This is a genomic window from Sporosarcina sp. FSL K6-1508, from assembly GCF_038007465.1.
Taxonomy (GTDB): domain Bacteria; phylum Bacillota; class Bacilli; order Bacillales_A; family Planococcaceae; genus Sporosarcina; species Sporosarcina psychrophila_B.
Genome location: NZ_JBBOXF010000001.1, coordinates 2,833,123 through 2,846,854, shown reverse-complemented (window position 1 = coordinate 2,846,854; position 13,732 = coordinate 2,833,123). Strand labels below are relative to the sequence as shown.

The 13,732-nt window shown below is 36.2% G+C and carries 16 protein-coding genes; all 16 read right to left on the bottom strand.

The genetic code is table 11. The features are described from left to right. Nucleotides 1-113: 113 nt before the first annotated feature. The 16 genes from MKZ11_RS14180 to MKZ11_RS14110 all read right to left on the bottom strand — a co-directional run bounded on the left by MKZ11_RS14180 (nt 114) and on the right by MKZ11_RS14110 (nt 13,665). Nucleotides 114-1,412 carry a S1 family peptidase gene (locus tag MKZ11_RS14180; RefSeq protein WP_340795049.1) on the bottom strand — a complete coding sequence of 433 codons (1,299 nt, stop codon included), beginning with the start codon at nt 1,410-1,412 and terminating at the stop codon, nt 114-116. Nucleotides 1,413-1,432: 20 nt separating this feature from the next. Continuing rightward, the gene (locus MKZ11_RS14175; RefSeq protein WP_340795048.1) at nt 1,433-1,798 is read right to left on the bottom strand and encodes a DUF3221 domain-containing protein; all 366 of its coding nucleotides are present in this window, start codon (nt 1,796-1,798) and stop codon (nt 1,433-1,435) included. 699 nt (nt 1,799-2,497) lie between these two features. Continuing rightward, nucleotides 2,498-3,010, bottom strand: a complete 513-nt coding sequence (locus MKZ11_RS14170; protein WP_340795047.1) for a hypothetical protein — start codon at nt 3,008-3,010, stop codon at nt 2,498-2,500. A gap of 941 nt (nt 3,011-3,951) precedes the next feature. Continuing rightward, nucleotides 3,952-4,806, bottom strand: coding sequence for a tyrosine-type recombinase/integrase (locus tag MKZ11_RS14165; protein WP_340795046.1), 855 nt, complete (start codon nt 4,804-4,806; stop codon nt 3,952-3,954). A gap of 247 nt (nt 4,807-5,053) precedes the next feature. Next, a complete protein-coding gene (locus MKZ11_RS14160) occupies nt 5,054-5,191 on the bottom strand; it encodes a hypothetical protein (RefSeq protein ID WP_340795045.1) in 138 nt (45 codons plus the stop codon). A gap of 221 nt (nt 5,192-5,412) precedes the next feature. Beyond that, nucleotides 5,413-5,577 carry a hypothetical protein gene (locus MKZ11_RS14155; protein WP_340795044.1) on the bottom strand — a complete coding sequence of 55 codons (165 nt, stop codon included), beginning with the start codon at nt 5,575-5,577 and terminating at the stop codon, nt 5,413-5,415. A 54-nt stretch (nt 5,578-5,631) separates the two neighbouring features. Continuing rightward, a complete protein-coding gene (locus MKZ11_RS14150) occupies nt 5,632-5,985 on the bottom strand; it encodes a YjcQ family protein (protein WP_340795043.1) in 354 nt (117 codons plus the stop codon). Nucleotides 5,986-6,094: 109 nt separating this feature from the next. Beyond that, complete coding sequence (locus MKZ11_RS14145) at nt 6,095-6,727, bottom strand: hypothetical protein (RefSeq protein WP_340795042.1); 633 nt, start codon at nt 6,725-6,727, stop codon at nt 6,095-6,097. 438 nt (nt 6,728-7,165) lie between these two features. Continuing rightward, entirely contained in the window at nt 7,166-7,528 is a 363-nt protein-coding gene (locus MKZ11_RS14140; protein WP_340795041.1) for a hypothetical protein, read from the bottom strand. After that, nucleotides 7,521-7,955 carry a hypothetical protein gene (locus MKZ11_RS14135; RefSeq protein ID WP_340795040.1) on the bottom strand — a complete coding sequence of 145 codons (435 nt, stop codon included), beginning with the start codon at nt 7,953-7,955 and terminating at the stop codon, nt 7,521-7,523. Before MKZ11_RS14135 ends, MKZ11_RS14140 begins: the two co-directional genes overlap by 8 nt. 146 nt (nt 7,956-8,101) lie before the next feature. After that, nucleotides 8,102-8,317 (bottom strand): helix-turn-helix domain-containing protein, encoded by a 216-nt coding sequence (locus MKZ11_RS25075; protein WP_445327049.1) that lies wholly within the window; start codon nt 8,315-8,317, stop codon nt 8,102-8,104. 291 nt (nt 8,318-8,608) lie between these two features. Beyond that, a complete protein-coding gene (locus MKZ11_RS14130) occupies nt 8,609-9,316 on the bottom strand; it encodes a hypothetical protein (RefSeq protein ID WP_340795039.1) in 708 nt (235 codons plus the stop codon). A 350-nt stretch (nt 9,317-9,666) separates the two neighbouring features. Beyond that, nucleotides 9,667-10,203, bottom strand: a complete 537-nt coding sequence (gene resA, locus MKZ11_RS14125; protein WP_340795038.1) for a thiol-disulfide oxidoreductase ResA — start codon at nt 10,201-10,203, stop codon at nt 9,667-9,669. Nucleotides 10,204-10,245: 42 nt separating this feature from the next. Further along, entirely contained in the window at nt 10,246-10,953 is a 708-nt protein-coding gene (locus tag MKZ11_RS14120) for a cytochrome c biogenesis CcdA family protein (RefSeq protein WP_340795037.1), read from the bottom strand. A 218-nt stretch (nt 10,954-11,171) separates the two neighbouring features. Then, the gene (locus MKZ11_RS14115; RefSeq protein WP_340795036.1) at nt 11,172-13,280 is read right to left on the bottom strand and encodes a heavy metal translocating P-type ATPase; all 2,109 of its coding nucleotides are present in this window, start codon (nt 13,278-13,280) and stop codon (nt 11,172-11,174) included. Next, a complete protein-coding gene (locus MKZ11_RS14110) occupies nt 13,255-13,665 on the bottom strand; it encodes an ArsR/SmtB family transcription factor (RefSeq protein WP_340795035.1) in 411 nt (136 codons plus the stop codon). The genes MKZ11_RS14115 and MKZ11_RS14110 overlap by 26 nt, the downstream gene beginning before the upstream one ends. Between the last annotated feature and the right edge of the window lie 67 nt (nt 13,666-13,732).

Here is a 13,732-nt window from a genome sequence, read left to right as displayed (position 1 = left end):
ACTGTTGAATCTAGTTTAACGTTTACATCTAACTAAATAAAAATAACCCTACAATCACTCTCACGGAGATGGCAGGGTCATAATCTTAGAAGTAAAATATCTAGCATTTTAAATTATTGTAAGTAAGTGCTTAATCCCAAACTATAATTAATTTCTCCGATCTGAGAATATACTTGAGTATAACCCCCACCAGAGCCCTTATTAATACCTAAATATTGAAAGCTATTATACATAGTTCCCCCACTATCGCCACCAGTAGAAGTTAGGTTAGTACCTCTCAATCCCGAAAAGGCAGCCCCAGAGATTGTATAACCTACATTTTTACTTTTAAGTGTTCCGCATTGGGATTTTCCAGTTGCGTATCCAAGTTTACATACGGCTTGTCCGACGGTATCACCATCTCTAGCCTGTGAAGAGGTCATTTTTCTTACTGCTCCATTAATATTAATATTACTATTTGCATTACTTGAACTTACGGAAATAGTAAGTGCATCTATTTTTCCACCGAATCTAATTGAGTTTACATTTCCTAAAGAGGTGGTTTCATATTTATAGGTGTCAGAAGTGTGATTTGTTACTACACCGGTGCTAGCGTTATAACTTCTACTACAGTGACCTGCAGTGATTAAATAATGATTACTTCCACTTTTCGCATAATAACCAGAAGAACAAGCACCACCTCTACTATTTACAATTTTTTCACCACCATAAGAACCCCTATGATTATTTGGAGGATCTACTTGAATTACTTCTAAAGGGAAATCTTCAAATGCTAACCTTAGCTGTCTTTCTTTTTCTAATGTATAATCTATAATCCCTACTATTACCTTTTGATTAATCACATCTACGGAGGTCGAATCAAAGTCTAAGTTCTGCTGGTCTTTCTTTCCCCATATTTGTTCAGAAATTTTATCCAAATCCGATTCACTATAGTTTCCATCTTCAACTCTGTAGCTAAACATTGGGCCTACACTTTTTAATTCATTTACCATAGAATCTTTTTGTACAGTTGCTTTTTTATGTTCACTAGCCTGCTTTAATTTTATTACTATCTCGCCTTTGTTTTCCTGGTTAATATACAAAGTGAAATCTTCATTTTTGTATTTTTCATCCAGAAATTTTCTTATTTTAGGAATATATTCATTCTGTACTTTGAATCTTTCTTCCAATTCTTCCTCTTCAACTTTCGTCAAAGGAATTTCAAAATTACTTTCTTCATGTAACTTTATGTTTTGATTAAGTGATTTAATTTTGTCTATATTTGTTTCTAATCCGAACTCTTTTCTAAATTCAATTTGTTCCGAGAGATCAGGTGTTATTTCTGTAGCATTTGATGTTAAACTACCTAAAAATAAAGTAGTAACTATTATTGTCAAAGTAGATAAAACTTTAAAGGATTTAATCTTTTTCAATGTTTAACCCCCTCATATACTCAATTTAAAATTTCTACTTTACTACTAATTCCGTAAGCAGGATTCGAAGTGTCTAAGCTTTCAATCCAAACCTTGACCTTGTTACCAACTTTCAGATTCTTTACTTCCTGTTTTAATTCAAAATAAGCCGCACTTTGCGCTTTCTTTATCACTTCTTCTTCTGCTAACGCTTTAATTTCCTCATTTGTCACTCCCTTCACTACTAATATCTGATTATCCTTTACTTTTGCTATAATTCCTTCCATAGTTGTTTTGTCTTCATTGTTAGTTGTATCTTTTGAACAACCAACAATGAAGGATGCAAGACCTGTAATTAAAATCACAGAAATAACTAACTTTTTTTTTATTTGCAGTCGAGTTTTCAAAAATAAATCAAGCTCCTTTCAATTTTATTATAAGAATACATGACTAGCAGAAAGACTATTAAACTAATATTCTATATTATGTTCAGAAGTCCTTCTTTCTTCGATATAGAAGCAAGCATAAATAAATCTTCTCCAAAAGGTGGGCAGATTCTACGTGATGATTTGAAGGTTCTGAAATGTCACTTTAAGAGGTAATTTGCGCTTATTTTAAGCGTTATTTTGCATAACCAAATTTAAAATTCAGCTCACAGCTTGGATAAGTGCTTTTATTGTTTAGAAAAGGCTTACTTTGAAGTACAAATTACCGATTAAAGTGGCGTCCTTTTTTCTGGGAATATGTTTTCGGATATATCCGAAAAAGTGTCGATAAAAAACCTTCCTTAGTAACTAAAGGAAGTCTGATGTACTCTTTGCGGGTTTTTACTGCTACAGCTACTACAGGGCAGTTTTTCTTATTGAGTAATGGGTTAACTACTTCCGTGAATGCACTATAAGTAAATAAGTAAATAGAAAAAAGCCCAATTTCTCAGTATTAAAATTGAGAAATTGGGCTTTTTGCGTTACTTCGTAAAAGCGCCCGGTTGTGGAAGTTCAAGAAATTTCACCAGATTGCTGAAAAAGAAGGATTCTGTAAATTAACACATGGTTTCGATTAAAATTTTTTTAAAAACGACGCATCTTTATTTCACATCCACAACACTATTGAATATCTAATGCTACTACATAAATAGCTTTACCATTATCCCAAGTAGCTACTATTCCATAAACCGTTTTACCTTTTTCTTTTACATCCTTAAAATCATTATAAGTTGCAAACACACTATTATTTTCGTCATAAGCTACAATTTCATATTTAATTGGTTCGTTTTCAAAATTAAGTTTTATTGTCTCTTTTAGATTGATACTAACAGCATTTTCAACGTTAATAATTTCGGTAGGTGGTAAAGATTCTGCTTCGACGCCAACCGTTTGTCCTGTTTTTGCGTCAAAATAATTCCAATTATATCCTCCTTGTTGTGTTTTAATTATTTCTTCGCCAACCGTAATTGTTAATGAAGGTGGTTTTTTATTATGAGTTAAACTAACTTCATGATTTTTTTCATTACTACTTGAACCATCATTTTGTTCAGTCTTACTCTCGTTTGAATTACTACAACCGATTAACCCACATATCATAACAAATGACATACATATTAGAACAGTTTTTCTCACGAATTACACCCCCTTATATAATTCGACGTATTGTACACAGTATTCGTTACAAATATAGTATAGGAAAACGGAAACCACATTAAATGTAAATAGACTGTAGGCAATAAATAATACAAAAAGCGTTAATCCAGTGGATTAACGCTTTTTGTATTATTTCACTGCCTCTTTAGCACCTGTTATATCATAAGTTGTTGGTGAATAAACAGTTCTATCAGAGACTCCATACATTATTTTATTTTTATTAGTACTATTATATAGACGGTATTAAATGTCGAAAGTAAACATAATTGGAAAAGTTTTATTTATATGTCACCAATAAAGTAGTTTTATAGAATGGCGAGTTCATCAAAGTACGCAAAATTATCCATAATTCAACAAGAACATCAATATTTGTTCAGTATCCTTCTCAAGGCTCAGTCTTTTTTCAAAAAAACTTTTTCTGAGCTTTTTTTGTTATACATTTTTATAGATTTTGAGCGTTTTTTAATTTTCATGGGAGTTTAAGTGTCATCCTTCACAATCTCAATTACATTATCTAAATGCTTGTTTATTTCCCTCAATAATATAACCCCGTTGCGGAACAAAGTTAAAATGCACTCTTTATCAAAAAAGTAACCTTCGAATAATTTTAAAACCCAATATCTGTTCCAAAACTCGTCCTTTTCTGAACACACACAGATCCCCGTTGAAATGAATGCTTTTTATGGCTATAGACGTTACAAAACCCTGTTCATTATTCTACGTTCAATAACCTAATAAAATCCATCTTATGTTGCAATGAAGAAACCCAGATAATCTTCTCATGTGAAGTTAGTCAGTTTTTTAAAGTTATATGTGCAAAATAACACTTGAAATAAGCGCAAATTATCGGTCAAAGTGCGGGCTGCCCCCCTGTGTTACACTAGTTGTCGCATAAAACCTCTTCAATTATAGATTCATTTTTAAAGGAGATTCATTTTCTCCAGCATTTCTTTTTTGGTAGGGTTCGTATATAACATCGTCGTATGGATATTTGAATGTCCCGCTTGATTCGCCACTTCATGAATACTCATACCTTTCTCAATCGCATTTGAACAAAAGAAATGACGAAGATCATGCGGAGTTATATCTTTTCCAATCTTGGCCGAATACGTATTAAACAACCTATTTACGACAGTACGATCCAACCTTTTGTTTCGGTTGCTCGGGAAAAGAAATTCGCAATCTATTTCTTTTTCCTTCCTCTCCCGCAGCCAAGACTGCAAGGCAATCTTTACTTTCTCCCCCATAAAAACTGTTCTAGATTTATCCCCCTTCCCGTCTACAATAAGTATTTCACGGGAAACCAAGTTAATATCAGTCACTTTTAAATTGAGTGTTTCTGAGATGCGTAATCCCCCATAGGCTAGCACAGTCACGATTGCATAATTTCTCGCCTTTCCACTATCCAGTACTAACTGACGAAACATTTCTGCATCCTGAAATTCAACTTTTGCGAGAGACGCATACTGCTGCTGAACTTTAACGAAATCACTTCTTTCGATAACCAGATCCAATTGTTTTTTGTCATGAATTAAAAACTCGTTGAATTTTACTAAACCGCTCAATTTCGTATTAATCGTTTTAGGTCCTACCGCTTCAATTGTTTTAAGATAGGATAGATATTCGCGAATATTTTCCCGGTGCAGCTTTGTAAATGAAACACCTTTTGATTCATCAAACCATTTTAGATATCCATTAACGGATTGAGTGTACCCTTTGATGGTATTTTCACTTAGGTCGCTTGAATTTAAATATTCCCGGAAAGTTTCCATCATACTATCATCTCCTGTAAATTATGTTGCATTTACTTTTTATTATAATTAATAAACTATGTTGCATTATACCCTTTATTATATATCAATAAAACAGAAAAATACAACATAATTTATATTATGTTGTAAAACGAAAACGCTCACTAAGGTTACGCATAACCCTCTCACTGTTCAGCTATAAAGCATAGAGGGTGATTATTTGGGGCGCGTTGTTATTGGATTCACTAAGGAGATTAGGCAGATGTTAAAATCACTGACTCCCCCCTTTTCCTGTCAACTTCTGATTATTCAGCTGTCCATCACTAGACAGGTTACCAAGAGTACTTGGCGTATCAATCAGACCTCCCCAGGTAAGAATGTAGTCTTTCCCTCCATCTATCTGCTTCATTTACTCTGTACAACCTTCGGAAGAAAGGACTTTGTTTCGTTTGGATAACTTATCCAATTACACCTAGCCTTATATGAAGTTCGTGTTCCTCAGACCGGGGGTTTGCCGTTCGCTTCCTTCAAATTCCACGTTGCCACGGACACCCTTGCGTTAAGCTAACTGTTACTTCTGCCTTCAAGCTCGGGACTTGCACCCTATAGACTACGCCCATGCTGGGCGCACTAAAAAAAGCCATCATATTTTGCTTCCAAAAACTTCGACTTGCCCTCCCACTCTTGTGTCACATAGGGAAGCATATCCCACATATTTTGAATGCTTTTTTCGTACTTATTCCGCGTGTCTAGCTTCGCGACATTGACGACTGTATTTAGTTTAGGTTTACTCATGATAAAGTCCTCCCCGTAAAAAAGCACCTCAAATGAGATGCTCTAGAACAACAATTAATAACCTGGGATCCATTCCTTAATGGCTTTGGCGAATCGCAATGCCTTTGCAGATAATGTATTGTCCTTCAGGGTTTCAATGCCAAACATCGTTATACACGGATCAATCGCCTTATATGAATCGTAAGTTTGACCAGGAATTGGAACTGCCGTTAAGCCAGTAAGATACCCTTCTTCAATCATGATACTAAGAATCCTGTTGTATCTCGGTTCGCTAATTCCTAAAGCCTCAGCATTCACTTTACTGAAATCAATTCGTTCATCATCCATGGAGTCTTCTAAATACTTTAGTATTGCAAGTATGACATCAAAAGTATCATTAGTTATAAGTATTCGCCCCTTCCTCTGCAAATATTTTCACCGCATCCAGCGGATTCACTACCGCTTCAAAATCATGATTATACATGTGATTTTTAAGGTTCATAACAAACCATCTGCTTCACTGAATATGGGGTCAGCTTTATTGAATACTGAATCTATCAGCCAGCTTCTCAGCTCTATCTAGGATATATCCTAATTTTTCCAACTCTGATAGATTTTCATATTCATCAAGAAGTAATTTAAGTGATTCTTCCACTCCTGGCCTTTCCCTTAGTAACAGGAGAACTCTTTTGACACTTTCGGACAACGCGTCTGCAGCTATCTCAGCATCCAATTGCCTTGGGTGGTTATCCTCTAAGACTTGTACCGGGTTCAATCCTTGATAGTTCAAATACCGCTCGGCCAGCTCAAAGAACTTTTCTTGTTGTACTTCCGTCAGATTGCCTTCCGGCTTATATGCATTAAAATCAAAGCATTCTGCAATTAAATAAGTAAGATCTTGCAATCTGAATTTGTCTACTGCCTTTTTTGGAAACACTGGTATTTCGAACTCTTTTCTGACTCCGCTTTTGACGGTGGCAACACGGAACCCAGAAATTACACCTTCATGGGATATTAGAATTTGATCGCCCCCTCTTTTTATTAACCAATAGGAAGATGGATCTCCTTCAAAACTTATTCCCTTATCGCTAAACATTATCTTATTCACTTCGAAACTAGCATCTACTTCTTTTAATAGCTCCGCATGTTTTAACGCCATTTCATGAACCATTGCTATCACTCCCCCTTTTCAATCATACTTCGACATAAAGGGAGCCAATACCTTCTTAGTAGTCAGTTGTAATGACAATGCTATGCATTTACTAACTCTCTCTACTTGACAATGGTAACATCACCTGGAATGCGTCCGTGATATAACGACTTCGTATAGTCATCGAAAACCTTGGCAATATTTGAATTTCAAGTCTGTTACAGAGAATTTTCTATTTTCACTTTGTCGGTGTTTTTCAAAAAACTCAATTTCAATTCCTGTGACTCTTCAACGCACCTTCTTTTACATCATGCTTTTCAGCAAGTCCTTTAAACGTTATTTTCATTGTTTCCCATTCTCCCTGAATCTCTTCCCAATTAGGCACATCACATCACCACCACCTCCGTAATTTTTAGGCATGAAATAGAACCCAACTTAATGAATGCTTTAATTAATCGTTTATTCTTTATACTTACTCGGCAAATGACAGCGTATATAGTCATCGACATCATACAAAAAGCTGTAAACATTTCTTTGAGTCAACTGCCCAACTGTAGATACATAGGCATCAGCTACTCCTGGTTTATAATAACTAAAAAATAAATCATGATTTTTGTATACTTTTTGTATTCTCTGCAAATCATTGTTTTTGTATTCTTCTTTCAATTCGTTCCTGAGTTCTCGAGCTAAATCCACTATTGCTTTTTTGTCATGTTCGTATACTTTCATAAGTTCATTAGCTCTTTCAATAAAATACTTCATCTTCTGGATTACTACTTCGTTCGACACTTCTGTCCTTCCGTCAAATAAAGGCTCACTCATTAAACTCCCCCTCAATAGACTGTTTCCAGACAACATATCGTTCAATTATATCTACAAGTTTCCCTAGACGTTCCCTGTACTCCGTCCTAGAAAGCATAGGCTTTTCAGTGAGATAGTTTTCATCTTGCATTATCTCTTGGATTAACGACCAAGCTTTATCTACCGATTCGATTTCTGTCGATAATTCCAGGATTTCAGCTTTATAAAGGTTGAATAGGTCATTGAGCACTTCCGCATCATCAGAATTTACTCGGATAGAATCATTCATCATCCTCATGCTTAACCTTTTAATATCACTAAGTTTTGTGTTTTCGATAGTTTTTTGGATTTCTGTATTTTTAATACCATCATTGCTTACTGGCTGCTCGTTCCTTTTTGCCGCTTTCGCTTTTTCATTCAGATGACCGTGTTGATAGTGATTATACATCGATTTCGCCTCCCACTAACAATATTATCAGAATAGGATGAAATCTCCTAAACAATCACTCGTGTGTATGGGGCTGTGGGAGAGGTTAAGCTGCCCGAACACATCCCCTCTTTTATTTTCCCCTTCATATATGCAGACTTCGTATATCAAGCGTATATCATAGAATCTTTTTCGACCCTTTGTTTAATCTTCTTTTTGGCTCTGCGTATGGATTGCTGGACCATACTCTTACTAACCCCCAATTCGTTTGCGATATCGCTCATACTTCTCCTTGGTGCAACGTGCATTATATAATACTGTCGTTCTCTTAGTGAAAAAGAAACGAAGATATCCGCTAATATAATCTTCTCTTCCTTAGTCATATACAACTGCTTTTCTTCTTCGTTTTCCAATTGCTCTGCAATATCCGGAATCTAGTCGATATTCTCATACGACCTACGCTGATAAACAGCCTTTTCATCGACCCCTCGATAAGTACCTGGTTGCTTTCCCCCTCTATATATTCCGGTATTAATTTATCCATCCAACTTAGCAAAAAAATCCACTCCTATCGTTGTCTAAAACCCCGCTCCTTTTGAAATACAAAAAGAGGACAACAAATGACACAGCGCAATGCTGTAATCAATTGTTGTCCACTAGATGATGGCCGGAACTTACATGCTAGTAAATTCAGATAGTTCCGTGAATATACTTTGAATCTTAATGTTCTCGTACTCTTTTATTCTACGGTAATTCTTTTCCTTTATTTCGTACATCACGGGCAGTACAAATAATTTAAAGTCGCTCATCAATCCTAAATACTTGTCCAATTGATCTAAATTTAAATTATCTGTTTTGACTTCACGAAACTTTCTATACTCATCAACAAAGTTTTGTCCAGATATTCTTCTTGCTTCGAGAAGTGGTTTAGTTAATCTATTATACTCATCTAACTCGTCGTCCGGAGTATATTGAGGTCCGAATTCTCCTTCACTAACTTCAACCATCGGGACATCTTGCATAGGATCTCTAAGTTCATTATAACTATTATCTATAAATAGAATTGATTCTAACTCCTCAAAAAGATTTTTTGAATAATGATTTAAAATCCTCAACACTTTATTCGATTGTTCCACCTCTATGTCTCGTAGTCTTCGAGACTCTTTTTGGTTTATACGAAGGGCTAATAGACCTGTTAACCCCGCGCCAGATAGTGCGCCTAAAAAGGTTGAAGCGGGACCCCAAAACGTACTTTCAAAACCGATAAAAAAAGTAAAACCGAAAATCGAATTGATCATTCCTGAAATTAAAATGTATAGCACTAATATTAATGCCAAGATGATAGAATATAATACATTCCTTTCAATCTTGTTATCACTCAAAATATTTCCCCCTCATCCCAATTAACACGGGTCACTATCCCTTTATATGTTCACAGCACGAGACCTTCTATAATGTCTTTATGACCCTATCATACGACACCTTAAGAATCTTAATTCTATCAGCTTCGCTTTTTGGTGTCAGAACTTAAAAGTTCTGACACCAAAAATAGATAAAAAAGTCTCCCTTTTGAAATAAAAGAGAGACTTTTTACAATTCTAACATATTTCTATTGTGTTAGATTGGGAAGGGGGTTTTTTGGATATATTTTAATTCATCCCTACTATCCCGTTTGATTAAAGGGATACTGTTTATAGGATATAAAGTTAAGTGCGAGAAGTGATTTCAATGATCAATCAGGCTTAATTTGCTCCATATATCCTTGAATATCCTTTTCAGACATTTCTCCTGTGATGATTTTTACAATCTTACCTTCTGGGTTGATAAGAATAGTGGTTGGTAACGGTCGAATGTTATACGCTTCCATTACATCTTTTGTTTTATCAATTAAAGTAGGGAAAATCATTCCGTATTGGTCAGCGAATGTTTGAACTTTCAAGTTCGACTCTGCGATATTGACTGCCAAAACCTGAACCCCTTGATCTTTATAAACCTGGTATTGTCTACCCATAGCAGGCATTTCTTTTTTACATGGAGTACACCAAGTTCCCCAAAAGTTTAAAAAGACCCCTTGACCTTTATACGCTGATAATTGATGTTTTTCCCCATTTAAATCAACAAGTGTAAAGTCCGGTGCATAATCCCCGACTCTTAAAACATCATACTTCTCTTTTGCAAAGCTCGTGTATATTGCAAAGATAATGGCAGCTGCCAATACTGCCAATATTATTACTCTCAAAATTAAACGATTTTTCTTTTTTTTCTCCATTTTATGTATTCTCCTTACTAAGGTTTGTTGGATTTAACTGAATTAAAACCCCGTGAATCCTCCAAATATATTGGTCAAAAAAGCAATAATTATTGTCATCATATCGAAGTACAATAGAATACCCATTAAAATCATCAGTGCACCGCCAATAGACATGAACATCGAGCTTCTTTTCTTTAGAAAATTCATTTTATCTATAAACAAGGACATTAGAATAAATGGAATTGAAAATCCTATGACATAGAAAATCATATAAAGCATACCTTTTGAAGGATCTGACACTCCTAATGCAATAACTCCTGCGAGTATTGGACCGCTACAAGGTGTCCAACCTGCTGCAAAGCCAAGTCCAATTAAAACAGAACCTATGTAACCAGATGGTCTTTTCTTAAATCGGATTTTCTTTTCCGACATCATAAAATCAAACTTCAGAATACCAGTAATCATTAAACCGAAAAATACCATTACAATGGCGCCCATTTGTCTAAGTAAATCTTGATGTCTAATAAAAAGGGTGCCTATTAAAGTAGTGGAGAGTCCTAACGCTAAAAAAATAATTGAAAAACCAAGTAAGAATAGCAAGGTATGGATAAAAGCTTTCCTTCTGAATACACCCTTTTCCTGTTTTAGATCATTTAATGATACCCCGGTAAGGTAAGATAGAAAAGCAGGGTATAAAGGGAGGGCGCAAGGGGATAAAAAAGATAAAAATCCAGCGCCAAATGCTAAGAATAGGTTAAAGTGTTCCAAAGTATTACCACCTAACATACGAGTTGAATTTCAAGACCTAAGCAAAAACCATCATTAAGTAGACCTGAGGTTATAATGTGCTTACTATTGCATAAAAAAAGAGTCATATGACTCTCTCTTCCACTCTTTTACTTAGTGAAGAGAAACAGGGAAATCAATATGACTCTGTTTGATGGTGCTGCAAAGTGTAAATAATTCACAAACACGATTAGTTACCTTTAATACTTGAATCTTATTAGTCTAAGGGAATTCAATACAACAATCACAGTAGCGCCCATATCCGCGAAAATTGCCATCCATAACGTTAACCAACCCGGAATGACCAAGAGAAGGGCGATTAATTTAATGCCTAATGCGAATGAAACATTCTGCAAAATAATGTTTAGTGTTTTCCGGCTTAGACCGATTGTATATGGTAACTTTTCTAAGTCGTCAGCCATTAATGCAATGTCTGCGGTCTCTAGAGCTGTGTCAGTACCCGCTCCACCCATCGCAATCCCTACGGTCGCACTAGCCAAGGCAGGGGCATCATTGACACCATCACCAACCATTGCCACCTTTCCAAATTGTTCCCGGAGAGATTTGATTGTATCCAATTTGTCTTGGGGCATTAATTCTGCTTTCACTTCAGAGAGGCCAAGTTGGTTGCCTATGGCATTCGCTGTAGCTATATTATCTCCCGTAAGCATAATCGTTTTTTTAATTCCTAATTGATATAACTTTTTAATAATCGTCAAACTGCTTTCTCTAACCTGATCGGCAACTGCGATCAAGCCTTTCACCTCATTTTTGATACCTACCAACATCACTGTTTTTCCTTCTCTTTGAAGAGTTTCAATTTGTTCCTCGTATTCCTCAGGAAGTGTTTGTAATTCCTTGAATAAGTTGGGGCTCCCTATATGGACGAGTTCATTCTTAATAGTCGCTTTGGCACCTTTTCCTGTAATCGACTGAAAATCATCAACAGGCATTAATTCTAAATCTTGTTTATCAGCTTCTCTGATGATGGCAGAAGCTAATGGATGTTGTGAGAATTTCTCAACAGACGCTGAAATCCGTAGTATTTCTTCAGTGCTCATATCCCTAAAAGAAACAATATCAGTTACCTCAGGCGTACCTCTCGTAAGTGTTCCTGTTTTATCAAACGCCACAACTTTCAGACGTCCGGTTTCTTCCAAGTGGATTCCACCTTTTATGAGCACACCATTCCTCGCTGCATTTCCAATCGCCGTCACAATTGCAACAGGAGTTGAAATTACCAACGCGCATGGACATCCTACAACAAGTACGACGAGTCCTCTATAAAACCACTCACTCCATACTCCCCCTAAAAATAGAGGTGGGATAACAATAATAAGAAGGGAAATGATCATTATTGCCGGCGTATAGTATTTAGCGAATCTGTCTACAAACTGCTGGGAAGGAGCCTTTTCGGCTTGGGCCTCCTCTACTAAGTGGATAATCTTGGAGATTGTAGTATCTTCCACTCGTTTTGTCACACGTACTTCTAATGAACCTTCCTCGTTTATTGTTCCCGCAAACACCTCGTCACCGGAAATTTTATGGACAGGAACGGATTCTCCGGTTATGGCTGCCTGACTGATGTAAGAGTTTCCTTTTACAACTTCTCCGTCCATTGCTAGCTTCTGACCGGGTTTGATAATCATAATATCGTCAATTTGAATATCTTCAACATCAACTTCAAGCTCATTATTCCCACGTCTGATGATTGCTGTATTTGGTGCAATGTCCATTAGAGAACGGATTGAATTCCGAGCCTTATCCATCGAATAACTTTCAAGGGCTTCGCTTACTGCAAAAAGAAAGACGACAAGTGCTCCTTCTTTCCATTCCCCGATTATGGCCGCACCAATCACTGCAATTGTCATCAGGGTACTCATATCGAATTCCAATTTAGTCAGATTAACAAGCCCAACTTTAAACAGACTATATCCTCCGACAAGAATGGCTGTAGCAAAGAGAAGGATGGATGATATGCTACCTTCTCCCGTAAGTGAAGATGTAACAATGCCAAGAATCAACAGAAACAGTGATGCAATGGTTGTTTGATTTTCTCGTTTTTTCCAGAATGGCACTTTGACTTCAACAATTCGTTGCTTTTCAGGATAGACTTTGATTCCATCGAATGCTCCGGCTCTTTCTAATTGTTCTATAGATGCACCTCCCAATACAGTTATTTTTGATGCGCCGAAGTTCAATTGGACATCATCAACTGTCTCAATCTTACGAATATTTTTTTCGAATTTAGCCGCACAATTTGTACAAGATAGTCCTTGCAGTCTATACACGTTTTTGTCGGAACTCATTTAGACCACCTTCTTTCGAATGCTCTAGAGCAATATTCACTAATTGATGCACGTGTTCATCAACCAAAGAGTAAAAGACAAGTTTTCCTTCTTTTCTATATTTGGCCAGCCCCATATCACGTAAATAACGCAGGTGGTGTGAGGCGTTCGCACTGGATGTCTTTAAAACATTGGCTACATCGCATACACACATTTCCTCTTCAAGCGTAAGTGCATAGGCGACCTTCAAGCGATTGGCATCAGATAGTGCTTTAAACAACAATTCGACCCCACTAATTTCGTCGATTCGTTGACTGACACGGTTAACGACTGTTTCGTGATAACAATACGTTTCACATGTATCCGTTGTGGCAGATACAACTTGCTCCTTAATTTTCCCCGTCATCTTTCCACCTCATTCAAATTAGTACTTGATTGTATATATCATATTCATCCGTTGAAAAATTGTCAAT

What these genes read in the sequence shown, in the direction of transcription:
- MKZ11_RS14135 (WP_340795040.1), bottom strand. Translation starts at nt 7,955, where the DNA reads ATGTATAATCACTATCAACACGGTCATCTGAATGAAAAAGCGAAAGCG.
- MKZ11_RS14160 (WP_340795045.1), bottom strand. Translation starts at nt 5,191, where the DNA reads ATGAAGCAGATAGATGGAGGGAAAGACTACATTCTTACCTGGGGAGGT.
- MKZ11_RS14145 (WP_340795042.1), bottom strand. Translation starts at nt 6,727, where the DNA reads ATGGTTCATGAAATGGCGTTAAAACATGCGGAGCTATTAAAAGAAGTA.
- MKZ11_RS25075 (WP_445327049.1), bottom strand. Translation starts at nt 8,317, where the DNA reads ATGACTAAGGAAGAGAAGATTATATTAGCGGATATCTTCGTTTCTTTT.
- MKZ11_RS14115 (WP_340795036.1), bottom strand. Translation starts at nt 13,280, where the DNA reads ATGAGTTCCGACAAAAACGTGTATAGACTGCAAGGACTATCTTGTACA.
- MKZ11_RS14110 (WP_340795035.1), bottom strand. Translation starts at nt 13,665, where the DNA reads ATGACGGGGAAAATTAAGGAGCAAGTTGTATCTGCCACAACGGATACA.
- MKZ11_RS14155 (WP_340795044.1), bottom strand. Translation starts at nt 5,577, where the DNA reads ATGAGTAAACCTAAACTAAATACAGTCGTCAATGTCGCGAAGCTAGAC.
- MKZ11_RS14140 (WP_340795041.1), bottom strand. Translation starts at nt 7,528, where the DNA reads ATGAGTGAGCCTTTATTTGACGGAAGGACAGAAGTGTCGAACGAAGTA.
- resA (WP_340795038.1), bottom strand. Translation starts at nt 10,203, where the DNA reads ATGGAGAAAAAAAAGAAAAATCGTTTAATTTTGAGAGTAATAATATTG.
- MKZ11_RS14165 (WP_340795046.1), bottom strand. Translation starts at nt 4,806, where the DNA reads ATGATGGAAACTTTCCGGGAATATTTAAATTCAAGCGACCTAAGTGAA.